Raw genomic sequence first — 22,730 nt, 5'->3', positions numbered from 1 at the left:
GGATGTGTTGATACCCCCGAGAAGGAGCGCTCATGCCTCGTCCCCGCACGTCCCTGTCCCGACTGGCACCGATCGCCGCGCTCGCCGCCGCATCCGTGGCCCTCGTCGGGTGCTCGACCGGCGGCGAGCCCGGCGCCGAGGAGACGGCATCGACGGGACTGTCGATCGAGCAGGTGCAGGAGGCGGGCGTGCTCGTCGTCGGCACCGAGGGCACCTACTCGCCGTTCTCCTTCCACGAGGGCGGGGCCGGTGAGCTCACCGGCTATGACGTCGAGATCATCACCGCGGTCGCCGGGGAGCTCGGCGTCAAGGTCGAGTTCGTCGAGACGCAGTGGGATGCGATCTTCGCCGCGCTCGACGCGGGTCGCGTCGACGTCATCGCGAACCAGGTCTCCATCACGCCGCAGCGCCTCGAGCGCTACGTCTTCAGCGCGCCCTACACCTACTCGCCGGGCGTGCTGATCGTGGCCGAAGGCAGCGACATCGCGTCGTTCGAGGATCTGGAAGGCCGCACGAGCGCGCAGTCGCTCACGAGCAACTGGGCGACGATCGCGACCGAGGCGGGGGCCGACGTCGAGGAGGTCGAGGGCTTCGCGCAGGCTGCAGAGCTGCTGCGCTCCGGCCGCGTCGACGCGACGATCAACGACCGCCTCACCTACCTCGACTACGTGCAGTCGCAGGGTGGGGAGACGGGTCTCGTCGACGTCGCCGAGACCGAGGAGACGAGCGAGAACGCGCTCGCCTTCCGCGCCGGCAGCGACTCGCTCGTGACCGCGGTCGACGAGGCGCTCGTCGCGCTCGCCGAGGACGGCACGCTCGCAGAGATCTCGGAGCGCTACTTCGGCGAGGACGTCTCGCAGCCGTGACGCTCGCCCGCACCGTGGCGGCGGCCGCGGCTCCCGGCGCGGCCGCGTAGGCTCGCCGCGTGAACTGGCAGCTGATCCTCGAGTCGATCGGGCCGATCGCGCTCGGAGCGGTGGCCGGGACGATCCCGCTCGCGGCAGCGTCGTTCGTGCTCGGCCTGCTCATCGCGATCGGGCTCGCGCTCGCGCGCATCTCCGGCATCGCGTGGCTCTCCGGCATCGCGAGGGCCTACATCTCGGCGATCCGTGGCACGCCGCTGCTCGTCCAGCTGTTCGTCATCTTCTACGGCATGCCGCAGATCGGCATCACGCTCGACCCGTGGCCGAGCGCCATCATCGCCCTGTCGATGAACGTCGGGGGCTACGCGGCCGAGATCATCCGCGCCGCGATCCTGTCGATCCCGCGAGGGCAGTGGGAGGCGGCCTCGATGATCGGCATGTCGCGCGGCCAGTCGCTGTGGCGCATCGTGCTGCCGCAGGCCGCCCGGGTGTCGGTGCCGCCGCTGTCGAACACGCTCATCTCGCTCGTGAAGGACACGTCGCTCGCCTCCGTCATCACGATGACCGAGCTCTTCCGCGTCGCGCAGCGCATCGCCGCCCCGAGCGGTGAGTTCCTCACCATCTACATCGTGGCGGCGGTCGTCTACTGGTTCATCTGCCTGGCGCTCGCCGCCGGCCAGGACCGCCTCGAGCAGAAGCTGGATCGCTATGCCGTCTGACCTGCTCCTCTCGGCCCGCGGGCTGCACAAGTCGTTCGGCGACAACCACGTGCTGCGCGGCGTCGACCTGGACATCGCGCCGGGCACGGTGCACGCGCTCATCGGCCCGTCCGGCTCCGGCAAGACGACGGTGCTCCGGTCGCTCAACGGCCTCGAGTCGCCTGAGGCCGGCACGCTCCGGATCGGAGAGGTCGAGCTCGACCTGTCGAAGCCGCGCACCCGCCGCGAGCGAGCGGCGCTGCACCGCGCATCCGCCATGGTCTTCCAGCAGCACCACCTGTTCCCGCACCTGACGGTGCTGGGCAACGTCACGATCGGTCCCATCCGGGTGCAGGGCCGCGACCGCGACGAGGCGAGGGCCGACGCGCTCGCGCTGCTGGAGCGCGTCGGGCTGCGCAAGAAGGCGGATGCCTTCCCCTCGTCGCTCTCCGGGGGCCAGCAGCAGCGCGTCGGCATCGTGCGCGCGCTCGCGCTGCAGCCCTCGATGCTGCTGTTCGACGAGCCGACGTCCTCGCTCGATCCCGAGCTCGTCGGCGAGGTGCTGGCGGTCATGACCGAGCTGGCGGGCGAGGGCTGGACGATGGCCGTCGTCACGCACGAGCTCGGCTTCGCTCGTGAGGTCGCGGATGAGGTGTCGTTCTTCGACGAGGGCGTGGTCGTCGAGCGGGGCACCCCCGATGAGGTGTTCGGCGCGCCGCGCCAGGAGCGCACGAAGCGCTTCCTGCAGCGGCTGCAGGGCCCGTTCGGGCGCTAGCCGCGGCCCGCGAGAGCCGGCCGCCGGGCCGACGAGGAAGCGGCCCGCCCCGGATGGGGGCGGGCCGCTTCACTGTGCGATCGACGGGTCAGCGCTCGTTGAGCTTCTCGGACTCGTCGTGCCACACCTTGGCGAGCGGCTGGAGGGCCTCGCGGTGCTTCGCGGCGTGGTGCGCGCAGAAGAGCAGCGTGCCGCTCTCCATCGTCGCGCGCACGTACGCCTGCGCTCCGCAGCTGTCGCAGCGGTCGAGGCCGCCCAGCGGTGCCGTCGCCTCATCGACTTCGAGCGTCGTGGTCTGGATGTCGTTCACGTTGCCCTCCTCACTCTTGCGTTGCATCCATCGTCGCATGTCTGGGTGACAGAACCCGGTGATTCCGCCCGCGGTTCGCCAGCGGCGCAACGCCGGACGAGCCGCGTGGCCTGCGCCGGCGCGGGCGCGGTCGGCCATAGGCTGGCAGGCGCGCTCGCACCGACATCGTCGCTGCTCGAGCGCCTTCGACGCAGGAGATGGGGGATCGGTTGGCGAACGCTGGATCCGACTACTCGGCACGGCACCTGACCGTGCTCGAGGGTCTCGAGGCCGTGCGCAAGCGCCCCGGCATGTACATCGGATCGACCGACTCGCGCGGCCTGATGCACTGCCTGTGGGAGATCATCGACAACTCGGTCGATGAGGCCCTCGGCGGACACGGCACCGAGATCACGGTGGTGCTGCATGCCGACGGCTCCGTCGAGGTGCGGGACCGCGCGCGCGGCCTGCCGATCGACGTCGAGCCGCGCACCGGCCTCACCGGCGTCGAGGTCATCTTCACCAAGCTGCACGCCGGGGGCAAGTTCGGCGGGGGCGCCTACAAGTCCTCCGGCGGACTCCACGGCGTCGGCGCATCCGTCGTCAACGCCCTCTCTGCCCGCCTCGACGTCGAGGTCGACCGCGAGGGCGCGACCTGGGCGATGTCCTTCCACCGCGGCGAGCCGGGCGAGTTCCTCGATGAGGGCGAGCCCTCGCCCGATGCCACCTTCGTCCCGTTCACGGATGCGTCGAGGCTGCGCAAGGTCGGCAGGGTCGCGAAGGCGGTCACCGGCACCCGCGTGCGCTACTGGGCCGACCCGCAGGTGTTCACGAAGGGCGCTGAGTTCCTCGGGGAGGAGCTCGCGCGCCGCGCCCGGCAGACGGCCTTCCTGGTGCCGGGGCTCGGCATCCAGATCATCGACGAGCGCGGTGACGAGCCGGTCGTGCACGACTTCCGCTACGACGGCGGCATCAGCGAGTTCGCCGAGTACCTGGCGCCCGACCCCGCGCTGACCGCCACGTGGCGGCTGACCGGCGAGGGCGACTTCCAGGAGACGATCCCGGTGCTCGACGAGGCGACCGGGCACATGGTCACCCGCGACGTCGAGCGCACCTGCGAGGTCGACATCGCGCTGCGCTGGGGCACCGGCTACGACACGGTCGTGCAGAGCTTCGTGAACATCATCTCGACGCCGAAGGGCGGCTCGCACCTGGCCGGCTTCGAGCAGTCGCTGCTGAAGCTGATCCGCGACCAGGTCGCGGCGAACGCCCGCAAGCTGAAGGCCGGCAACGACCGGATCGAGAAGGACGACGCGCTCGCCGGGCTCACCGCGGTCGTGACGGTGCGGCTGCCGGAGCCGCAGTTCGAGGGCCAGACCAAGGAGGTGCTCGGCACCCCCGCCGTGCGCCAGATCGTCGCGCAGGTCGTGCAGCGCGAGCTCGCCGCGATCCTCACCTCGTCGAAGCGCGACGAGAAGGCGCAGGCGGGACAGCTGCTCGAGAAGGTCGTGAGCGAGATGAAGGCGCGCATCTCGGCGCGCTCGCTCAAGGAGACGGCGCGTCGCAAGAGCGCCCTCGAGTCCTCGTCGCTGCCGGTCAAGCTCGTGGACTGCCGCTCGAACGACGTCGCGCAGACCGAGCTCTTCATCGTCGAGGGCGACAGCGCGCTCGGCACCGCCAAGCCCGCGCGCGACAGCGAGTTCCAGGCGATCCTGCCGATCCGCGGCAAGATCCTGAACGTGCAGAAGGCGTCGATCGGCGACATGCTCGGCAACGCCGAGTGCGCGGCGATCATCCAGTCGATCGGGGCGGGCTCCGGCCGCTCGTTCGACCTCAGCCAGGCGCGCTACGGCAAGGTCATCATGCTGTCGGACGCCGACGTCGACGGTGCGCACATCCGCACCCTGCTGCTGACGCTCATCCACCGCTACATGCGGCCGCTCATCGACGAGGGTCGCGTGTTCGCGGCCGTTCCGCCGCTGCACCGGGTGCTCGTCAAGCATCGCGGCAAGCCCGACGAGGCGGTGTACACCTACTCCGACGCTGAGCTGCACCGCACGCTCGCGCGCCTGAAGAAGGCGGGCAAGACCTGGCACGAGCCGCCGCAGCGCTACAAGGGCCTGGGCGAGATGGATGCCGACCAGCTGGCGGAGACGACGATGGATCGCTCGCGCCGGACGCTGCGACGCGTGACCATCAGCGATGCCGAGCGCGCGAGCGAGGTCTTCGAGCTGCTGATGGGCAACGAGGTGGCGCCCCGCCGCGACCTCATCGTCTCGAGCCAGATCGATCGCGACCGCATCGACGCCTGAGTCGGCGCCGCTGGCCGGCGAAGCTCGCCCGGGCGTGACGCTCAACCGGTGAGGCGGTCACGCGACCGGACCATTCGCTCGGCAGGCGGAGTGGCCGGTTGGCGGTCGTCGTGGCGCGTCGGCGTGCTGCTCGGCCTGTGGCCGTCATGGCGCCCAGGCCCGCGGCTGCCCTCGAAGCCGCAGTTGTGCGGCGCCCGGTCACTCCGCGAGCGACGGCGCGGGCGGCGAGCCGAGGCGCGAGCCGATCGCACCGATCGCGCCGTCGATGGCGAGGCCCGAGCCTGCGCGCGGTGAGCCGCCCGGCGGCAGCTGGCGCTGCGAGCCGTCGCTGCCGACGGCGAGCGGCACGGGCCCGGCCCACGCGAGCGACAGCCCGACCTCGCCCTTCAGCAGCCGGTGCGCCTGCACGCCGCCCGTGCCGCGGCCCTTGGCCGGGAACTCCGACAGGTCGGAGACCTTCACGCGCGGCTCGTCGAGACCCGCGAGCGTCTCCGCCGCCTCGGTGACCGTGACGACCTCAGCGCCCTCGTCCACCGCGCCCGCGAACCGCACCGTCGCATCCCCCTTGAGCCCGATGCCCTTCATGCCGCTGGCGCCCGGCCCCTGCGGGTTCACGGCGCTCGCAGAGAATCGCAGCAGCTGCGCGTCGCTCGTCACGAGCACGATCCATGCGTCGTCGGTCGCGGGCGCGATGCCCACCACCCGATCGCCGGCCTTGAGCGAGATGAGGAGCTCGCGGTCGCGGTCGCGCAGCTCGGTCGGCCGCACGCGCTTGACGATGCCGCCGGCCGTGGCGACGAGCCACGGCACGGCCTCGCCCTCGGCGGGGGCGGCGAGATCGATGAGGCCGACCGCCTCCTCGCCGCGCTCGAGCGCACCGAGGTCCTTGACCTTCACCCCGGCGGTGAGCCCGACCGACGCCGGGGGCACCGACGGCAGGTCGGCGGGCGTGAGGCGCAGCACGGCGCCCGAGGAGGTGACGAGGCCGAAGGCGCCGCGCGTCGTCGTCTCGATCACCGAGCGGATGGCGTCGTGGCGGCTGCGGCGCGACGGCACGGGGATCGGCTCCTCGCCGTCGACGCGCACGACGCGGCCCGTCGCCGAGAGCAGCACGCGCGTCGGGCTGTCGGCGATCTCGAGGCTCGCGGCGAGCTTCGCCGCGGAGGCCCGGCCGCTCGTCGCCTGCTGGCCGTTCGCCTCCGTCAGCAGCGTGCGCCGCGGAGTGCCGAACCGCTCGGCGACCTCGTCGAGCTCCTCGGAGACGACGAGGTGCAGCGCGGCCTCCGAGCCCAGGATGCGCTCGAGCTCGGCGATCTGCGCCTTCAGCTCGTCGCGCTCGGCCTCCAGCTCGATGCGGCTGAACTTCGTCAGCCTGCGCAGCCGCAGCTCGAGGATGTACTCGGCCTGCGCCTCCGAGAGGTCGAAGATGCCCTGCAGCCGCCCGCGCGCCTGCTCGCCGTCGTCGGAGGAGCGGATGACCTGGATGACCTCGTCGATGTCGAGGATGGCGATCAGCAGGCCCTCGACGAGGTGCAGACGATCGCGCTTGCGCGCGAGGCGGTACTCGCTGCGTCGGCGCACGACGGAGACGCGGTGGTCGAGGTAGACCTGCAGCAGCGCCTTGAGGCCGAGCGTCTGCGGGCGTCCCTCGACGAGCGCCACGTTGTTGATCGAGAAGCCATCCTCGAGCGGTGTGAAGCGGTAGAGCTGCTCCAGCACGGCCTCGGGGTCGAAGCCCGTCTTGATGCCGATCACGAGCCGCAGGCCGTGCTTGCGGTCGGTGAAGTCCTGCACGTCCGAGAGGCCCTGCAGCTTCTTCGCGACGACGCCGTCCTTGATCTTCTCGATCAGCCGCTCGGGGCCCACCTGATAGGGCAGCTCGGTGACGACGATCTGGGTCTTGCGGCCCTGGCGCTCGATCGAGGTGCGCGCCCGGGTGCGGAACGCCCCGCGGCCTGACTCGTAGGCATCCCGGATGCCGTCGAGCCCGACGATCACGCCGCCGCCCGGCAGGTCGGGCCCGGGCACGTGCCGCATGAGGTCGGTGGTGGATGCGCTCGGGTGCGCGAGCAGGTGCTTGGCCGCCTGCACGACCTCGACGAGGTTGTGCGGCGCCATGTTCGTCGCCATGCCCACCGCGATGCCGCTCGCGCCGTTGACGAGCAGGTTGGGGTAGGAGGCCGGCAGCACGTCGGGCTGCTGGTACGAGTTGTCGTAGTTGGGCACGAAGTCGACGACGTCCTCGTCGAGGCCCTCGGTGAGCGAGAGGCCCGCGGCTGCGAGCCGCGCCTCGGTGTAGCGGGCAGCTGCGGGCCCGTCGTCGAGCGAGCCGAAGTTACCGTGCCCGTCGATGAGCGGCAGGCGCAGGCTGAACGGCTGCGCGAGGCGCACGAGCGCGTCGTAGATCGCGGTGTCGCCGTGCGGGTGCAGCTTGCCCATCACGTCGCCCACGACGCGGGCGCTCTTGACGTGCCCCTTCTCGGGGCGCAGCCCCATCTCCGACATCTGGAAGAGGATGCGGCGCTGCACGGGCTTCAGCCCGTCGCGGGCGTCGGGCAGCGCGCGAGCGTAGATGACGGAGTACGCGTACTCGAGGAACGAATCCTGCATCTCGGCAGCGACGTCGATGTCGTCGATGCGCTCAGCGGCGTCGGAGGCGGGTGTGGCAGTCATAGGCTGACGGAATGCTACCGACCAGGGCGCCAGGATCCCGGAGCCTTGCCGACGTTCTGCGGAGCTCGTCGCTCGCGATGCGCGGCGAGCAGAACCCTCTGGGGCTGCCGACCGTGACGGGCGCCGTCGTGCTGCTCGTCGACGGACTCGGTGCCGCGCAGCTCGGCCAGCGAGCCGGCCACGCGCGCACGCTCTCGACCGCCGGCGGAGGCTCGTTCGACGCGGGCTTCCCCTCCACGACCGCGGTGGCTCTCGCGAGCCTCACCACGGGCGCGCTCGCGGGGGAGCACGGCCTCGTCGGCTACGACGCGCTCGTGCCGGGGGAGGGCGTGCGCAACCAGCTGCGCGACTGGGGTGGGTCGATGGATCCCGCGCTCTGGCAGCGCATGCCCACCCTCTTCGAGCAGCAGCCGCAGCAGCCGTCGATCGTGATCTCGGAGCCGAAGCACGCGACGAGCGGCTTCACGCACGCCGTGCTGCGCGGCGCGGAGTATCGCGGCGGCCGCACCATTGCCGACCGCTTCGCGCTCGCCGAGCGGGCCGCGCGCGAGCGCGCCCTCGTCTACCTCTACGTGCCAGAGCTCGACCGCCTCGGCCACGAGCACGGCTGGCAGAGCGACCGCTGGGTCGGCGCGCTCGAGCAGCTCGACGCCCACGTACGCGAGCTCGTCGCCGCGCTCCCTCGCGGTACCGGTCTCGTCGTCACCGCAGACCACGGGATGGTCGACGTCGACGCATCCGGGCACCTCATCGTGCCCTCAGAGCTCCACGGCGGCATCGCGCACGTCGCGGGCGAGCCCCGCTGCCTGCAGCTGCACCTGGCCGACGGTGCGACGGCGGATGACGTGGCGCACGCTTGGCGGGCATGGCTGGGGGACGCGGCGTGGGTCGCCACGCAGCAGGACGTGGTGGAGGCGGGCTGGCTCGGCACCGTGCACCCGGAGGTCGCGCCGCGGATCGGTGACGTGTTCATCGCGGCCAGGGGTCGGCGCGCGATCTACTTCGACGAGTCCGACCCCGCCAGGGGCATGCTCGGTCAGCACGGCTCGCTCACCCCGGACGAGCTGCGAGTGCCGCTGCGTCGCTTCGGCGCCTTCGCCTGAGCCCCTCGCGGACCGGACATCCAGGTGCGCGCACCAGGATGGGCTGATCACCGAGGAGAGGGAACCACCATGCGCAGATGGCTCATCATGACGATCGCGACCGCCGTCGTCGGCTTCATCAGCCGACGCATCGCCGAGCGCCGCGGCCGCGGCGGCCACCCCCGCCGCTAGGCGTCGCTCCGCCCGGGGCTCGTCCAGCGGCGAGCGCTGAGGTGTCGCACAGTGCGGAGCGGGTGATCTGCTCGCGAGGAGGCGACATGGCACGCGCACTGCGCCGCACGCACGCAGCGATGCTGTCCGCGGCTCTCGCCGCCGCGGTGCTGGTCGGCTGCACCCCAGCCCCGCCCGGCCCGCTGCCGCTCGAGCAGCAGCAGATCGACGCGGTCTTCGCCGCGAACGGCGGCGCCGTGGGTGAGCTCACCGTGGGTGAGGCGCTCGCGCTCGCGCCGGAGGGCACGATCGGCATGATCGATGCGCGCGTGGCCGCGGGCGTCGGCTCGGCGCAGTCCGTCATCGACGGCGCCCCAGGACCGGAGTTCGCGCAGTGGGTCGTCGTCGGCCTGTGCGGCTACCCGCAGGCCGTGCCGTCGGTCGAGCTGGCGGCAGTGCCGCCGGAGGACGTCGAGGCCATCGTGCCGGGCTGGAACCTCGTGTGCGACGGCGTCGGCGATGACGGCGAGGGCGACGGGCTCAGCTGAAGCGCACGACCTGCCGGATCGCGCGGCCCTCGGCCAGCGTGTCGAGCGCCTCGTTGAGCCCTTCGAGCCCGATCTCGGCCGTCACGAGCGACTCCACCGGCAGCCTGCCCTCGCGCCACAGCTGCTCGTAGCGCGGGATGTCCCGCGAGGGCACCGCGGAACCGAGGTAGGAGCCCACGACCGTCCGCGCCTCAGCCGTGAACGTCAGCGGCGACAGCGATGCGCGAGCGTCTGGATGCGGCAGGCCGACGGTCACGGTCGTGCCGCCGGGCGCCGTGAGGGCGAACGCCGTCTCGAAGGCCTTCGGGTGACCCGCTGCCTCGATGACGACGGGGGCGCGGAGCCCCTGCCCGATCGCCTCGTCGGGCGAGAGCGCGAGGTGCGCGCCCAGCGCTCGTGCCGCGTCGAGCTTGGCGGGCACCGCATCCACGCCGATGACCCTGCCGAGCCCGAGCGACGCAGCGGCCAGCAGCGCCGCCATGCCCACACCGCCGAGCCCCACGATCACGATGTCGTCGCCGGCGCTCGGCTTGCCCGCGTTCACGACAGCACCGCCGCCGGTGAGCATCGCGCATCCGAGCACCGCAGCGACGTGCGGCGGCACGTCGGCGCCGACCGGCACCACCGAGCGGCGATCGAGCACGGCGTGCGTGGCGAAGGCGGAGACGCCGAGGTGGTGGTGCACCTCGATGCTGCTGCCGTCCTCCGCGACCTCGTGCAGTCGGCGGCCGCCGCCCAGCAGCTCGCCGGCGGCGTTGGCGGCGCTCCCGCGCTCGCACGGCAGCCGGCCGTCGGTCGCGCAGGCCGCGCACTCGCCGCAGCGCGGCAGGAACGTCGTCACGACCCGGGTGCCGATCGCGATGTCGTGGACACCGGCGCCGACCGCCTCGACGATGCCCGCTGCTTCGTGCCCGAGGAGCATCGGGACGGGCCGGGGCCTGGCGCCCTCGACGACCGAGAGGTCGCTGTGGCAGAGCCCGGCAGCCTCGATCCGCACGAGCACCTCGCCGGCGGCGGGTGCGTCGAGCTCGAGGTCGACGAGCTCGAGCGGCTGCGTCGTCGCGAAGGGGTGCTCGGCGCCGATCGCCCGCAGCACGGCACCGCGGATGCGCATCAGCGGCCGTCCCACCCGTCGACGGTGCCGTCCGGGCTCGCCTCGCGGATCACGAGCGTGCAGTCCTTGCCGCCGAAGCCGTCGTCGAGCAGGCGCTGCAGCTGATCGCGGATCAGCGTCGCCGCGGGCACCTCGACGCCCGCGGCCGCAGCGCCGGCGACCGCGAGCTCGACGTCCTTGTGGCAGAGCATGGCCGAGAAGGAGGCGTCGAAGTTGGCGTTGGCGGCGGCCCCTGGCACGACGCCCGGCACCGGGTACCAGGTGCGCACCGCCCACGAATCGCCGGAGGAGACGCGGGCGACGTCGAAGAAGGACTGCGCGTCGAGGCCGAGGTGCTTCGCGAGCGTCGCGCCCTCGGACATCGCCAGGATCGAGACGCCCAGCATCATGTTGTTGACGAGCTTCGCGGCGATCCCGTGCGTCGCCTCGCCGACGGCGAGCACGTTGCCGGCCATGGGGGTGACGATCGCCGTCGCGGCCTCGACGTCGGCGCTCTCGCCGCCCAGCATGAACGCGAGCGTCGCCGCCTCGGCGCCTTGGATGCCGCCGGAGACGGGGGAGTCGACGAAGCGGAAGCCGCGCGAGCGCGACTCGCTGTGGCTCCAGGCGGAGGTCTCCAGGTCGACCGTCGAGGTGTCGAGGATGAGCGTGCCTGGCGCTGCGTGCGCGAAGACGCCGCCGTCGCCTGCGAGCACCGCGCGCACGTGCTCGCCCTTCGGCAGGCTGAGGATGACGACCTCCGCCCCGTCGACCGCTTCGCCCACCGAGCCGACGGGCACGATGCCCCGGGCGCCGGCAGCCTCGCGGAAGGCGTCGACGACGTCGAACCCCCGCACCTCGTGCCCCGCGTCCACGAGGTGTGCGGACATCCGGCTGCCCATGTTGCCGAGGCCGATCCAGGCGATTGACGTCATCGTCGTTCCCTTCCGAAGGTGTGGTTCCGAGGCTATCCCGAGACGACCGAGCGGGCGGCGAGGAAGCCCTCGTCGCCCGCTCGGTCGCAGCTGCCGCTCAGACGATCAGAGCGTGCCCTTCTCCGCCAGCAGTCGCTCGCGATCCTCGTCGTCGACGTCGTGCAGCGAGATGCCCTTCGTCTCCCGCAGCGCCAGGACGGCGACGAGCGTGATGGCGCACGCGACCACGATGTAGATCGCGACCGGGATGTAGCTGCCGAAGGCGCTGAGCAGGGCGGTCGCGATGATCGGCGCGAGCGAGCCGGCGACGATCGAGGTGACCTGGTAGCCCAGCGAGACGCCCGAGTAGCGCATGCGCGTCGGGAACAGCTCGGCCATGATGGCCGGCTGCCCCGCGTACATGAGCGCGTGGAACGCCAGCCCGATGATGATGCCGAGCAGGATGACGATGTCGTTGCCGGTCTCGAACATCGGGAAGGCGATGAATCCCCAGGTCGAGCCCAGGAGCACGCCGGCGAGGTACATCGGCTTGCGGCCCACGACGTCGGTGAGTCGACCCACGATCGGCACGAAGATGAAGTGCGCGATGTGCGCGATCGCCATCAGGCCCAGGATGCGGGAGACGTCGTACTCGAGGTAGGTCCGCAGGTACACGATCGAGAACGTGACGACGAGGTAGTACAGCACGTTCTCCGCGAAGCGCAGGCCCATCGCCGTGAACACACCGCGGGGGTAGCGCTTGAGCACCTCGAGCACGCCGTAGGACTGCGCCTTCGACTCGGCGACCTCGTCGCGCACCGCCTGGAAGATCGGCGCATCCTCGACGCGCGTCCGGATGTAGTAGCCCACCGCCACGATCACGACGGAGAGCCAGAACGCGATGCGCCAGCCCCATGCGAGGAAGTCGTCGTCGGAGAGCGTCCACTGCAGCACCAGCAGCACGACCGTCGCGAGCAGGTTGCCGGCAGGCACGGCGGCCTGCGGGAACGACGACCAGAAGCCGCGCTCCTTGTTGGGGGAGTGCTCCGCCACGAGCAGGACGCCGCCGCCCCACTCGCCGCCGACCGCGAAGCCCTGCGCGAAGCGCAGCAGCACGAGCAGTGCAGGAGCCCAGTAGCCGATCTGGGCGAACGTGGGCAGGCAGCCCATCAGGAAGGTGGCGACGCCGACCAGGATGATCGCGACCTGCAGCAGCTTCTTGCGACCGAACTTGTCGCCGAAGTGACCGAAGACGATGCCGCCGAGCGGGCGCGCGATGAAGCCGACGCCGTAGATGAGGAACGCGTTGATGATGGCCGCGTACGGGTCGTCCGACGGCGGGAACATGATGAGGTTGAAGACGATGGTCGAGGCGGTGGCGTAGAGGAAGAACTCGTACCACTCGACCACCGTGCCGGCCATGGCGGCGGTGACGACGCGGCCGAGACCCTTGCGGTCGTTGTCTCTCGCCGCGCCGTTGACGGACTGTGTCATGCCTACCTCCTTGTAGGTGCACGGGACTGTGCCAGGGAGCAACCTAACATGACGATTCGTTCAGGTGGGCGGCGACTCGTCCGTGGACGCGAGCGATCGATCCTGCCGCACAGCAGGAGAGGAGGGCGCCCTCTCGGACGCCCTCCTCTCCTGCTGTGCGGCTGCGGTGCTAGTCGTCGGAGCGCGAGCCGAAGACGATCTCGTCCCAGCTCGGCATCGATGCGCGGGACCCGCGCTTGCGGGTGCCGACTGGCCCCGTGCCGTTGGCGCGCTGCGGGCGCTCGGCCTCGGCGGCGGGCTCCACGATCGGCTGCTGCTCGGGCTCGACCGGGGCCGGGCCGGATTCCGCGGTGCGGAGCGCCGCCTCGCGCTCGGTGCGGCGGCGGCGCAGGGCGTCGAGCAGCTCGGCGGTGTGGTTGGGCTGCGTGGATGCGGCGGGACGGTTGATCGCGGCGGCCTGCACGTTCTCGGGCTGGCTGCCGACCTCGCCGCCGCGGCGGCGCAGCCACGGGTTGTCGGCCTTCGTCGGCTCCTTGGGACGCTCGGGGGCGCGCTCGTTCGTGCGCTCGCTGGCGCTCTGCTCGGTCGCTCGCGACGACTCGACAGCCTGCTCCAGCCCGACGCCGGGCTCGACGGGGGCCGGTGCGGAACGCGCGGTGCCGCGCTGGATGCGGAAGGCGTCGGAATCGAAGCGGCCCGTGTCCCGGCGCGCGGCGTCGGGCGTCGCGCGCTGCGAGATCGGCGGCGCGCCGCCGTCCTCCGCCGGTGCGGGCGTCGGCGCAGGAGCTGCGTCGGGTGTCGTCGGCCGCTGCTGCCGGTCGATGGCGCGGAGCCGCGGGACCAGCACGCTCGTCGCGTCGCCCGTCTGGCTCAGCGACGTCGCCTCCTTGCCGCGCGGCGTCAGCGTCGCCTTCTTGGGCTCGTAGCCCCACAGGGCCTCGTGCTGGATCGCCTCGGTCGTGAACCGGAGCCGCACCGACCACGCGCCGCCGTCGCCGTCCTTCCAGGCCGACCAGGAGCGGTCGGTCGCGCGCAGGTCGTCGAGGCGCTCACCGATCGCGGCACCGAAGGTCGTCTCGCCCGCGAGCGGGTCGATGTCGCCGGACGCGACCGGGATGGAGAGCGCGGAGTCGAGCACGTGCTCCCGCTCGGCGACCACCGGTCCCTCGAAGCGCTCGATGTACGCGAGCTCTTCGCCCGTCGTGGACGCGACCTCCTCGGCGGTCATGCCGCCGCGGATCAGGGACTGGATGTCGCGGGGCCTCGCCTTCCGCTCTCTCGCGGGGATCGCGGCTGCCGGCCTGCGGTGCTCCGGCAGGGATTCGACGGGCACGCGGAAGCGCTCGCCGGACTCGGATTCGAGGATGAGCACGTCGTCCTCGACGCCGATGACGCTCAGCTGCTGCATGATTCGTCGGTCCTTCCTGGCGTGGTTGTCGGGTCTTGTCAGCATCGCACGCAGGGAGCGCTCTGAGCGGGAATGCGGCGGGCGCGCCGCGCGTTCCGTTCGGTGCACCCACCCGGTGCGCACCCGCTCGTTGGGGTACAGAGCGCGGGGTACAAACGCTGTTCAGATATCTGATTTGCTACCCCCGCTCGATTCGTGCAGAATGTGCGCCGACGACGCTCACTCACTCCCAGCAAGGAAGCCCTGATGGCCACGGATTACGACGCCCCGCGCAAGACCGACGATGAGAACGAGTCGATCGAGGCGCTGAAGGAGCGCGTGCCGGCGAAGAGCGTCGCCACGGATGACGACGCCGACAACCCCGGCAGCTTCGACCTCTCTGCAGCAGACCTCGCGGACGTCGAGCTCGACGTCGTCGTGCTGCCCCCGCAGGAGCACGAGTTCACGTGCGTCAACTGCTTCCTGGTGAAGGATCGCCTGCAGTTCGACCACGACACGAAGCTCGGCCCGATCTGCCAGGAGTGCGCCTCCTGAGCTAGGCGCTGCGCTCCGCGGTGCGCTGCGCCGCCGTGATCGCCGCGGCGAGCGCCTGCGGGCGCCGCGTGCTCACGACCCACGTGGGAGTGGGATCCGCCTCGTCCGCGACCGGCACGCGCACGAGCGACTTGATCCACGGCGAGATGACGTGGTGGGCGGCCGGATCCCAGCCCGAGCGCATCGCGGTCCGTGCCTCGACGCCCTCCAGAGCATCCGCGGTGCCTAGGTGCTCGACGCCGATCCGGGCGCGGCCGGCTCGCAGCACGCCGTCGCGCAGCTCGATCACCGGCGCGCCCAACCAGAGCGCGAGCATGATGACGGCGTAGAGCGCTGCGGCGACCCCGATGCCGATCTCGATGCCGACGGGCAGGAAGACGAGCAGCGACGCGGGCACGATGAGGAGCAGGACGAGCGGCAGCCACCACGAGGGCACGAGCCGCTCGCGGTGCGAGGGGGCGGATTCCATGCCTCCATCATCTCGCGCCGCCGAGGCCGGCCGAGCGCCGGTTCGCCGCGAGCGTCAGCCTCGGCTAGCCTCGACTGCGATGGAGCAGGTCGAAGTCCTCATCACCGGATCGCCGGTGCCCGCCTACGCGCACCCGGGGGATGCCGGTGCCGACATCCATGCCGCCGAGGCGCTGACGCTCGAGCCCGGTCGGCGCGCGCTGGTCGCGACGGGCATCGCGATCGCGCTGCCGGAGGGCTATGCCGCCTTCGTGCACCCGCGCAGCGGCCTCGCCGCCAAGCACGGCATCACGATCGTCAACGCGCCGGGCACGGTGGATGCCGGCTACCGCGGGGAGATCAAGGTCAACCTGCTCAACACCGGCAGCGAGGCGCACAGGATCGAGGTGGGCGACCGCATCGCGCAGCTCATCGTGCAGCGCGTCGAGCGAGCTCGCTTCATCGAGGTCGAGCGACTGCCGGGATCGGACCGCGGCGAGCGCGGGCACGGGTCGACGGGGCTCGGCGCCACGCCAGAGGGGATCGCACGATGACGGACACGACAGACGACCAGCAGCTGCCCGAGGACGAGGAGCTCGTCGAGAAGAGCGCTCCCGAGGATCGCTCGGAGCTCGGACCGCTCGATGAGGGCGAGGCGCCCGTGCGCCCCTACGTCGACCTCGGTGGGCTGCGGATCGTGCCCCGCCCGGGCATGCAGATGCGGCTCGAGGTCGAGGAGAAGACGAAGCGCATCGTCGCCGTCACGCTCGAGCACGAGGGCTCCACGGTGCAGCTGCAGCCGTTCGCGGCGCCGCGCAGCGAGGGGATCTGGGGGCCGGTGCGCGAGGTGCTCCGATCGCAGCTCGAGCGCCAGGGCGCCACGGTCGAGGAGACGGCGGGCCTGCTGGGCCCAGAGCTGCGGGCACGACTGCAGAGCGGCCCGGACAGCATGCCGCGCGCCGTGCGCATCATCGGCGTCGACGGCCCGCGCTGGATGCTGCAGGGACTGATCGGCGGCCAGGCTGCGATCGACGACGTGCAGGCGGCAGCAGCGATCGACCTCTTCCGCTCCACCGTGGTGTGCCGCGGTGTGGAGCCGATGCCGCCCCGCGAGCTGATCCCGCTGCGCGCGCCGAAGTCGGTGTGACGGTGCCGCAGGAGCCCGGCGAGTGCGACACCGCGCATCCGGAGCCCGAGCCGTCGTTCTCGGACCAGGTGGGCGCGGCGATCCGCGGCTCCAAGCTCGGCCAGCTGGACCCGGGCGCGAAGCCCTCGGCGAACGCGCTGCTGGGAGCGATGGGCGGTGTCCGCGGCCTGCTCGAGTCGCTGCTGCCGGGCATCCTCTTCCTCGTCCTCTACACGGTGACCAAGGACGTCGGGCTCTCGGTGCTCGTGCCGCTCGCGGTGTCTGTCGTCTTCGTCGCCGCACGCGTGCTGCAGAAGGGGCAGCCTGTGCTCGCCTTCGCGGGCCTGATCGGCGTCGGCATCTCGGCGGCGGTCGCCCTCATCACCGGTCAGGGCGAGGACAACTTCCTCTGGGGCTTCACGGTCAACAGCATCGTGGTGCTCGTGCTGCTGCTCAGCATGATCCTGCGGCGGCCGCTCGTCGGCATCATCGCCGGCGCGCTCACGGGCACGCCCTACGCGTGGCGCACCGAGCGGGCGAAGCGCACGGTCGCCTGGCGCGCCACGATCCTCTGGCTCGTCGTCGTGGGCGCGCGACTCGCGGTGCAGGTGCCGATGTACCTCGCCGCCAGCCAGGGCACGCCTGGCGCCGTCGAGGCGCTCGCCGCGACGAAGCTGCTGATGGGCGTGCCGCTCTACCTCGCAGCGCTGTGGGTGACGTGGCTGATGGTGCGCGCGGTGCTCGGGACGGCGGATGCCGAGGCAGCGCCCGACACGCCCGCCGCGTAGGCGGGGCCGCGGATCCGATAAGATATCTTGACGTCAAGATATCTCGACCGGATGCCGCCCGAACAGGTCGCGCCCGGCATACACTCGAGGCGCAGCCAGCGCATCCCGTGAGACCTGAAGGAGTCACGATGGCGAACCCGAACAGCTTCGACAGCAAGAGCTCGCTCTCGGTGGGTGACACCGAGTACACGCTCTATCGGATCGACAAGGTCGCGGGCCATGAGCGCCTGCCGTTCAGCCTCAAGGTGCTGCTCGAGAACCTCCTCCGCACCGAGGACGGCGCGAACGTCACGAAGGGCCAGATCGAGGCGCTCGGCTCGTGGGACGCCTCGGCGGAGCCCAACGTCGAGATCCAGTTCACGCCGGCGCGCGTGGTGATGCAGGACTTCACCGGCGTGCCCTGCATCGTCGACCTCGCCACCATGCGCGAGGCCGTGGCCGAGCTCGGTGGAGACCCGACCAAGATCAACCCGCTCGCCCCGGCAGAGCTCGTGATCGACCACTCGGTGATCGCCGACCTGTTCGGCACGCCCGACGCGTTCGAGCGCAACGTCGAGATCGAGTACCAGCGCAACGGCGAGCGCTACCAGTTCCTCCGCTGGGGCCAGACGGCCTTCGACGACTTCAAGGTCGTCCCGCCGGGCACCGGCATCGTCCACCAGGTGAACATCGAGAACCTCGCGAAGGTCACCTACGCCCGCGAGTTCGGCGGCGAGCTCACGGCATACCCCGACACCGTCGTCGGCACCGACTCGCACACGACGATGGTCAACGGCCTCGGCGTGCTCGGCTGGGGCGTCGGCGGCATCGAGGCCGAGGCCGCGATGCTCGGCCAGCCCGTCTCGATGCTGATCCCGCGCGTCGTCGGCTTCAAGCTGACGGGCGAGATCGCCACGGGTGTGACGGCGACGGATGTCGTGCTCACGATCACGGACATCCTGCGCAAGCACGGCGTGGTCGGCAAGTTCGTCGAGTTCTACGGCACCGGCGTCGGCGCCGTGCCGCTGGCGAACCGCGCCACGATCGGCAACATGAGCCCGGAGTTCGGCTCGACGGCAGCGATCTTCCCGATCGACGATGTCACGCTCGACTACCTGCGCTTCACGGGCCGCTCCGAGCAGCAGGTCGCGCTCGTCGAGGCCTACTCGAAGCAGCAGGGCCTCTGGCACGACCCCGAGGTGGAGCCGACCTTCTCGGAGTACCTCGAGCTCGACCTGAGCACCGTCGTGCCCTCGATCGCAGGCCCGAAGCGCCCGCAGGACCGCATCGAGCTGTCGAACGCGAAGGCGCAGTTCTCGAAGGACATCGTCGACTACGCGACGGCCTCGACGTCGCAGGACATCGTCGACCTCGAGTCGAAGCACTCGTTCCCGGCCTCCGACCCGGGTGCCGTCCCGGGCGAGGAGGACCACAGCACGCGCGAGGTGCACATCAGCAGCGGCAGCCGGACCACCGGCATCCCCGCTGACCTGTCGAACCCCGTCGAGGTGACGACACCGGCCGGCGAGACCTACACGCTCGACAACGGTGCCGTGACGATCGCGGCGATCACCTCGTGCACGAACACCTCGAACCCCTCCGTGATGCTCGCCGCGGGTCTGCTGGCGCGCAAGGCGGTCGAGCAGGGCCTGACGGCGAAGCCGTGGGTCAAGACGACGCTGGCGCCGGGCTCGAAGGTCGTCACCGACTACTACGACAAGTCGGGCCTGACGAAGGATCTCGACGCGCTCGGCTTCTACACCGTCGGCTACGGGTGCACGACGTGCATCGGCAACTCGGGTCCCATCATCGAAGAGGTCTCCGCAGCGGTCAACGAGCACGACCTCGCGGTCACCGCGGTGCTCTCTGGCAACCGCAACTTCGAGGGTCGCATCAACCCCGACGTGAAGATGAACTACCTCGCGTCGCCGCCGCTCGTCATCGCCTACTCGCTCGCAGGCACGATGGACTTCGACTTCGCGAGCCAGCCGCTCGGCAAGGGCAAGGACGGCCAGGACGTCTTCCTCGCCGACATCTGGCCGACGGCCGAGGAGGTGCAGTCGACGATCGACTCGTCGATCGACACCGCGATGTTCGACAAGCAGTACGCGGCGGTCTTCGACGGCGACGAGCGCTGGCAGAGCCTGCCGACGCCCGACGGCGACGTCTTCGAGTGGGACGCCGAGTCGACCTACGTGCGGAAGCCCCCGTACTTCGACGGCATGACCATGGAGCTCACGCCGGTCGTCGACATCCAGGGCGCTCGCGTGCTCGCCGCGCTGGGCGACTCCGTCACGACCGACCACATCTCGCCCGCCGGCGCGATCAAGGCCGACAGCCCGGCAGGCCGCTACCTCACGGAGCACGGCGTCGACCGCAAGGACTTCAACTCCTACGGCTCGCGTCGCGGCAACCACGAGATCATGATCCGCGGCACCTTCGCGAACATCCGCCTGAAGAACCAGCTGCTCGACGGCGTCGAGGGCGGGTTCACGCGCGACTTCACGACGGCAGACGGCGAGCAGGCAGCGATCTACGACGCCTCGCAGCACTACCAGGAGCAGGGCACCCCGCTCGTCGTGCTGGGCGGCAAGGAGTACGGCTCGGGCTCGAGCCGCGACTGGGCCGCGAAGGGCACGAACCTGCTGGGCGTCAAGGCGGTCATCACCGAGTCGTTCGAGCGCATCCACCGCTCGAACCTCATCGGCATGGGCGTGGTGCCGCTGCAGTTCCCAGCCGGTGAGTCGTGGGCCTCGCTCGGGCTCGACGGCACCGAGAGCATCTCGATCTCGGGCCTGACCGAGCTGAACGAGGGGCGCACCCCGAAGACCGTGCACGTCGTCGCGGAGCCGACCGAGCACAGCGCCGAGGGCAAGCAGACCGTCGAGTTCGACGCGATCGTGCGCATCGACACCCCCGGTGAGGCCGACTACTACCGCAACGGCGGCATCCTGCAGTACGTGCTGCGCTCGCTGGTCTGATCCAGCGCGCGAACGGCCCCGCCCCCTCGTGGAGCGGGGCCGTTCGCGCGTGCGGCAGTACGATGGAGGGATCATGGCGATCCTCGAACAGATCACGGGCCCGCGCGACCTCGACCGGCTCGCGCCGGCCGAGCTCACGGAGCTGGCAGCAGAGATCCGCGCGTTCTTGATCCGCGAGGTCTCCCGCACCGGTGGGCACCTGGGTCCGAACCTCGGCGTGGTCGAGCTGACGATGGCCATGCACCGCGTCTTCGACTCGCCCCAGGACGCCTTCGTGTTCGACACGGGCCACCAGTCCTACGTGCACAAGCTGCTCACCGGACGCAAGGACTTCTCGCGCCTTCGGCAGCGCGGCGGCCTCGCCGGCTACCCGCAGCGCTCCGAGAGCGAGCACGACATCGTCGAGTCGAGCCACGCATCCTCGTCGCTCTCCTGGGCCGACGGCATCAGCCGAGCCTTCGACATCACCGGCCAGCACGACCGCTCGGTGGTCGCGGTCGTCGGCGACGGCGCGCTCACGGGCGGCATGACGTGGGAGGCGCTCAACAACATCTCCGACGACAACCGCCGCAGGCTCGTCATCGTGGTCAACGACAACGGCCGCTCGTACGCGCCGACGATCGGCGGCATGGCGCGCTTCCTCAACGGTGTGCGCACCCAGCAGTCCTACCGTGCGCTGCGCGGCACCTCCGAGCGGTTCTTCTCGCACTTCGGGCACCCCGGCCGCGCGGTCTACCGCGGCGTGCGCGGCGCGACGCACGGCTTCCTCTCGCGCTTCGCGAACAACGAGGCGCTCTACTCGAACCTCGACATCAAGTACCTCGGCCCGGTCGACGGCCACGACCTGAAGGCCCTGCAGGAGGTGCTGACGCAGGCGCGCGACTACGGCTCGCCCGTGATCGTGCACGTCATCACGCAGAAGGGCCAGGGGTTCGATCCGGCGATCAACGACGAGGCCGATCAGTTCCACGCGGTCGGCCAGATCGATCCGGAGACCGGTGAGTCGATAGCCAGTGCCGGGCGCCCGTCCTGGACCTCGGTGTTCGCCGACGAGCTCGTGTCGCTCGCGCGCGCCGACGAGCGCATCGTCGGCATCACTGCGGCGATGCTGCGGCCGACCGGCCTCGACCGGCTCGCCGCGCTCGACCCGTCGCGGGTGCTCGACGTCGGCATCGCCGAGCAGCACGCCGTCACGACGGCTGCCGGCCTCGCCTACGGCGGGCTGCACCCGGTGGTCGCCATCTACGCGACCTTCATCAACCGCGCCTTCGACCAGGTGCTGATGGACGTGGCGCTGCACCGCGCGGGCGTCACCTTCGTGCTCGACCGGGCCGGCGTGACGGGTCCCGACGGCCCGAGCCATCACGGCATGTGGGACCTCGCGCTGCTGCAGTTCGTGCCGGGCATCCGCCTGGCTGCCCCGCGCGACGCCGCGCGCCTCGAGGAGGCGCTGCGCGAGGCTGTCGCCGTCGACGACGCGCCCACCGTCATCCGCTACCCGAAGGGCTCGGTGCCGAACCAGCTCGATGCCCTCCGCCGCACCGAGGACGGCGTCGACGTGCTGCTCGAGGCGCCACACCGCGATGTGCTGATCGTCGCGATCGGCTCGTTCGCGCACCTCGCGATGGATGTCGCGCAGCGCATCGAGGCGCAGGGCATCGGCGTGACCGTGGTCGACCCGCGCTGGGTCGTGCCCGTCGCGACGTCGATCATCGATCTCGCCCGCGAGCACCGGATCGTGATCACCCTCGAGGACGGCGTGCGGGTCGGCGGCATCGGCACGCGCGTGCGGCAGGACCTGCGCGCCGCCGGCGTGGACACGCCCGTCGACGAGCTCGGTCTGCCGGATGCGTTCATCGACCACGCGGAGCGCGGCGAGATCCTCGACGACGTCGGCCTCTCGGCGCAGGTGATCGCGCGCAACATCGTGCAGCAGGTGCTCGGCACCGGCCGCGTGCCGATCGCGCGCCCGATCCCCGGCGAGCAGGAGCTGCGGCTCGATGCGCAGGAGGCGGACAGCGAGGCGTCGCCGCGCCCCGCCAGCGACTGACGTTCTCCACAGCCGTCAGCCCTCGCGGTGCGCCGGGTGCGGCGGATGCGGTTGCCTGCGGCGCATGGACGACGAGACATCGCGCGCACGCCGCGCAGACCTGGCCCCTCACGACTCGCCCGACGATGAGCTCCTCGACGACATCGCCGCGCTCGTGCAGCACGGCATCGTGCCGCGGCTGTGGATCTTCGTCGTCGAGGCCGACGGCTCGCTGCGGCGCGACCTGCAGCAGATCGACGGCATCCCGGTCTCGCCGGATGCGCACGCGGTGCTGGCGCTGCGCGGCATCCTCGGCTACCTCCTCGGGGACGACGAAGACGTCGTCTTCGTCATCGAGCGGCCTGCGGGCGCCGAGCCGAGCCCCGACGACTGGGCGTGGCACCACGCCATCGTCGCCGCTGCTCGTGGCCTCCCGGTCGCGCTGCGCGGCGTGCTGCTCGCGCACCGCGCAGGGGTCGCGGCGATGGGATGAGCGCGAGCGCCGGGAGGAGCGCGAGCCTCGCCG

General features: G+C 71.3%; 20 protein-coding genes. 13 read left to right on the top strand and 7 right to left on the bottom strand.

Annotated elements, in window-relative coordinates; genetic code table 11:
* Positions 1 to 32: 32 nt before the first annotated feature.
* From BQ6202_RS06635 to BQ6202_RS06625, 3 genes are read left to right on the top strand one after another with little or no spacing between them, the layout of a single operon-like run.
* Positions 33 to 866, top strand: coding sequence for an amino acid ABC transporter substrate-binding protein (locus BQ6202_RS06635; RefSeq protein WP_072313654.1), 834 nt, complete (start codon positions 33 to 35; stop codon positions 864 to 866).
* Positions 867 to 925: 59 nt separating this feature from the next.
* Positions 926 to 1,582 (top strand): amino acid ABC transporter permease, encoded by a 657-nt coding sequence (locus tag BQ6202_RS06630; RefSeq protein WP_072313653.1) that lies wholly within the window; start codon positions 926 to 928, stop codon positions 1,580 to 1,582.
* Positions 1,572 to 2,336 (top strand): amino acid ABC transporter ATP-binding protein, encoded by a 765-nt coding sequence (locus tag BQ6202_RS06625; protein WP_072313652.1) that lies wholly within the window; start codon positions 1,572 to 1,574, stop codon positions 2,334 to 2,336. Before BQ6202_RS06630 ends, BQ6202_RS06625 begins: the two co-directional genes overlap by 11 nt.
* An 88-nt stretch (positions 2,337 to 2,424) precedes the next feature.
* Here the strand turns inward: BQ6202_RS06625 and BQ6202_RS06620 are convergent, their stop codons facing one another.
* On the bottom strand, positions 2,425 to 2,646 hold the full coding sequence (locus tag BQ6202_RS06620) for a DUF7455 domain-containing protein (RefSeq protein ID WP_072313651.1): 222 nt from the start codon (positions 2,644 to 2,646) through the stop codon (positions 2,425 to 2,427).
* 197 nt (positions 2,647 to 2,843) lie between these two features.
* Between BQ6202_RS06620 and BQ6202_RS06615 the strand changes: the two genes are divergently transcribed.
* Positions 2,844 to 4,937, top strand: coding sequence for a DNA gyrase/topoisomerase IV subunit B (locus tag BQ6202_RS06615; RefSeq protein WP_072313650.1), 2,094 nt, complete (start codon positions 2,844 to 2,846; stop codon positions 4,935 to 4,937).
* A 198-nt stretch (positions 4,938 to 5,135) separates the two neighbouring features.
* On the opposite strand, the gene BQ6202_RS06610 is transcribed toward BQ6202_RS06615, so the two are convergent.
* Positions 5,136 to 7,610, bottom strand: coding sequence for a DNA gyrase/topoisomerase IV subunit A (locus BQ6202_RS06610; RefSeq protein WP_072313649.1), 2,475 nt, complete (start codon positions 7,608 to 7,610; stop codon positions 5,136 to 5,138).
* 77 nt (positions 7,611 to 7,687) lie between these two features.
* Here BQ6202_RS06610 and BQ6202_RS06605 point away from each other — a divergent pair, with 77 nt between their 5' ends.
* Both BQ6202_RS06605 and BQ6202_RS06600 read left to right on the top strand, forming a co-directional pair.
* Complete coding sequence (locus BQ6202_RS06605; RefSeq protein ID WP_234946138.1) at positions 7,688 to 8,713, top strand: alkaline phosphatase family protein; 1,026 nt, start codon at positions 7,688 to 7,690, stop codon at positions 8,711 to 8,713.
* Positions 8,714 to 8,970: 257 nt separating this feature from the next.
* Complete coding sequence (locus BQ6202_RS06600; RefSeq protein ID WP_072313647.1) at positions 8,971 to 9,411, top strand: hypothetical protein; 441 nt, start codon at positions 8,971 to 8,973, stop codon at positions 9,409 to 9,411.
* Here the strand turns inward: BQ6202_RS06600 and BQ6202_RS06595 are convergent.
* From BQ6202_RS06595 to sepH, 4 genes are all read right to left on the bottom strand, one after another.
* Positions 9,404 to 10,525: an alcohol dehydrogenase catalytic domain-containing protein gene (locus BQ6202_RS06595; protein WP_072313970.1), complete on the bottom strand. Its 1,122-nt coding sequence runs from the start codon at positions 10,523 to 10,525 to the stop codon at positions 9,404 to 9,406. The two genes, BQ6202_RS06600 and BQ6202_RS06595, sit on opposite strands and share 8 nt — an antisense overlap.
* Entirely contained in the window at positions 10,525 to 11,439 is a 915-nt protein-coding gene (locus tag BQ6202_RS06590) for an NAD(P)-dependent oxidoreductase (RefSeq protein ID WP_072313646.1), read from the bottom strand. Before BQ6202_RS06590 ends, BQ6202_RS06595 begins: the two co-directional genes overlap by 1 nt.
* Positions 11,440 to 11,544: 105 nt before the next feature.
* Positions 11,545 to 12,912 (bottom strand): MFS transporter, encoded by a 1,368-nt coding sequence (locus BQ6202_RS06585; protein ID WP_072313645.1) that lies wholly within the window; start codon positions 12,910 to 12,912, stop codon positions 11,545 to 11,547.
* A gap of 169 nt (positions 12,913 to 13,081) precedes the next feature.
* A complete protein-coding gene (sepH, locus tag BQ6202_RS06580; protein WP_072313644.1) occupies positions 13,082 to 14,320 on the bottom strand; it encodes a septation protein SepH in 1,239 nt (412 codons plus the stop codon).
* A gap of 246 nt (positions 14,321 to 14,566) precedes the next feature.
* Here sepH and BQ6202_RS06575 point away from each other — a divergent pair, with 246 nt between their 5' ends.
* Positions 14,567 to 14,854, top strand: coding sequence for a DUF4193 family protein (locus BQ6202_RS06575; protein WP_072313643.1), 288 nt, complete (start codon positions 14,567 to 14,569; stop codon positions 14,852 to 14,854).
* 1 nt (position 14,855) lies between these two features.
* Here the strand turns inward: BQ6202_RS06575 and BQ6202_RS06570 are convergent, their stop codons facing one another.
* Complete coding sequence (locus tag BQ6202_RS06570) at positions 14,856 to 15,323, bottom strand: DUF3093 domain-containing protein (RefSeq protein ID WP_072313642.1); 468 nt, start codon at positions 15,321 to 15,323, stop codon at positions 14,856 to 14,858.
* A 79-nt stretch (positions 15,324 to 15,402) separates the two neighbouring features.
* On the opposite strand from BQ6202_RS06570, the gene dut reads away from it, so the two are divergent.
* The 6 genes from dut to BQ6202_RS06540 all read left to right on the top strand — a co-directional run bounded on the left by dut (position 15,403) and on the right by BQ6202_RS06540 (position 22,697).
* A complete protein-coding gene (gene dut / locus BQ6202_RS06565) occupies positions 15,403 to 15,855 on the top strand; it encodes a dUTP diphosphatase (RefSeq protein ID WP_072313641.1) in 453 nt (150 codons plus the stop codon).
* Positions 15,852 to 16,448, top strand: a complete 597-nt coding sequence (locus BQ6202_RS06560) for a DUF3710 domain-containing protein (protein WP_072313640.1) — start codon at positions 15,852 to 15,854, stop codon at positions 16,446 to 16,448. The genes dut and BQ6202_RS06560 overlap by 4 nt, the downstream gene beginning before the upstream one ends.
* The gene (locus BQ6202_RS06555) at positions 16,445 to 17,215 is read left to right on the top strand and encodes a DUF3159 domain-containing protein (RefSeq protein ID WP_072313639.1); all 771 of its coding nucleotides are present in this window, start codon (positions 16,445 to 16,447) and stop codon (positions 17,213 to 17,215) included. Before BQ6202_RS06560 ends, BQ6202_RS06555 begins: the two co-directional genes overlap by 4 nt.
* 128 nt (positions 17,216 to 17,343) lie before the next feature.
* Positions 17,344 to 20,175 carry an aconitate hydratase gene (locus BQ6202_RS06550; protein ID WP_072313638.1) on the top strand — a complete coding sequence of 944 codons (2,832 nt, stop codon included), beginning with the start codon at positions 17,344 to 17,346 and terminating at the stop codon, positions 20,173 to 20,175.
* A 73-nt stretch (positions 20,176 to 20,248) separates the two neighbouring features.
* The gene (dxs, locus tag BQ6202_RS06545; RefSeq protein ID WP_072313637.1) at positions 20,249 to 22,225 is read left to right on the top strand and encodes a 1-deoxy-D-xylulose-5-phosphate synthase; all 1,977 of its coding nucleotides are present in this window, start codon (positions 20,249 to 20,251) and stop codon (positions 22,223 to 22,225) included.
* 64 nt (positions 22,226 to 22,289) lie between these two features.
* Positions 22,290 to 22,697 (top strand): hypothetical protein, encoded by a 408-nt coding sequence (locus tag BQ6202_RS06540; protein ID WP_072313636.1) that lies wholly within the window; start codon positions 22,290 to 22,292, stop codon positions 22,695 to 22,697.
* Positions 22,698 to 22,730: the final 33 nt, after the last annotated feature.

The organism is Agrococcus sp. Marseille-P2731, assembly GCF_900117395.1.
In the GTDB taxonomy this organism is placed as follows: domain Bacteria; phylum Actinomycetota; class Actinomycetes; order Actinomycetales; family Microbacteriaceae; genus Agrococcus.
This window is presented reverse-complemented; position numbering and strand designations above follow the sequence as displayed.

Bases quoted from the DNA above. Each gene is read 5' to 3' on its own strand.
- BQ6202_RS06635 (WP_072313654.1), top strand. From the start codon at position 33: ATGCCTCGTCCCCGCACGTCCCTGTCCCGACTGGCACCGATCGCCGCG.
- BQ6202_RS06625 (WP_072313652.1), top strand. From the start codon at position 1,572: ATGCCGTCTGACCTGCTCCTCTCGGCCCGCGGGCTGCACAAGTCGTTC.
- BQ6202_RS06615 (WP_072313650.1), top strand. From the start codon at position 2,844: ATGGGGGATCGGTTGGCGAACGCTGGATCCGACTACTCGGCACGGCAC.
- BQ6202_RS06610 (WP_072313649.1), bottom strand. From the start codon at position 7,610: ATGACTGCCACACCCGCCTCCGACGCCGCTGAGCGCATCGACGACATC.
- BQ6202_RS06605 (WP_234946138.1), top strand. From the start codon at position 7,688: ATGCGCGGCGAGCAGAACCCTCTGGGGCTGCCGACCGTGACGGGCGCC.
- BQ6202_RS06600 (WP_072313647.1), top strand. From the start codon at position 8,971: ATGGCACGCGCACTGCGCCGCACGCACGCAGCGATGCTGTCCGCGGCT.
- BQ6202_RS06595 (WP_072313970.1), bottom strand. From the start codon at position 10,525: ATGCGCATCCGCGGTGCCGTGCTGCGGGCGATCGGCGCCGAGCACCCC.
- BQ6202_RS06590 (WP_072313646.1), bottom strand. From the start codon at position 11,439: ATGACGTCAATCGCCTGGATCGGCCTCGGCAACATGGGCAGCCGGATG.
- BQ6202_RS06585 (WP_072313645.1), bottom strand. From the start codon at position 12,912: ATGACACAGTCCGTCAACGGCGCGGCGAGAGACAACGACCGCAAGGGT.
- sepH (WP_072313644.1), bottom strand. From the start codon at position 14,320: ATGCAGCAGCTGAGCGTCATCGGCGTCGAGGACGACGTGCTCATCCTC.
- BQ6202_RS06575 (WP_072313643.1), top strand. From the start codon at position 14,567: ATGGCCACGGATTACGACGCCCCGCGCAAGACCGACGATGAGAACGAG.
- BQ6202_RS06570 (WP_072313642.1), bottom strand. From the start codon at position 15,323: ATGGAATCCGCCCCCTCGCACCGCGAGCGGCTCGTGCCCTCGTGGTGG.
- dut (WP_072313641.1), top strand. From the start codon at position 15,403: ATGGAGCAGGTCGAAGTCCTCATCACCGGATCGCCGGTGCCCGCCTAC.
- BQ6202_RS06560 (WP_072313640.1), top strand. From the start codon at position 15,852: ATGACGGACACGACAGACGACCAGCAGCTGCCCGAGGACGAGGAGCTC.
- BQ6202_RS06550 (WP_072313638.1), top strand. From the start codon at position 17,344: ATGGCGAACCCGAACAGCTTCGACAGCAAGAGCTCGCTCTCGGTGGGT.
- dxs (WP_072313637.1), top strand. From the start codon at position 20,249: ATGGCGATCCTCGAACAGATCACGGGCCCGCGCGACCTCGACCGGCTC.
- BQ6202_RS06540 (WP_072313636.1), top strand. From the start codon at position 22,290: ATGGACGACGAGACATCGCGCGCACGCCGCGCAGACCTGGCCCCTCAC.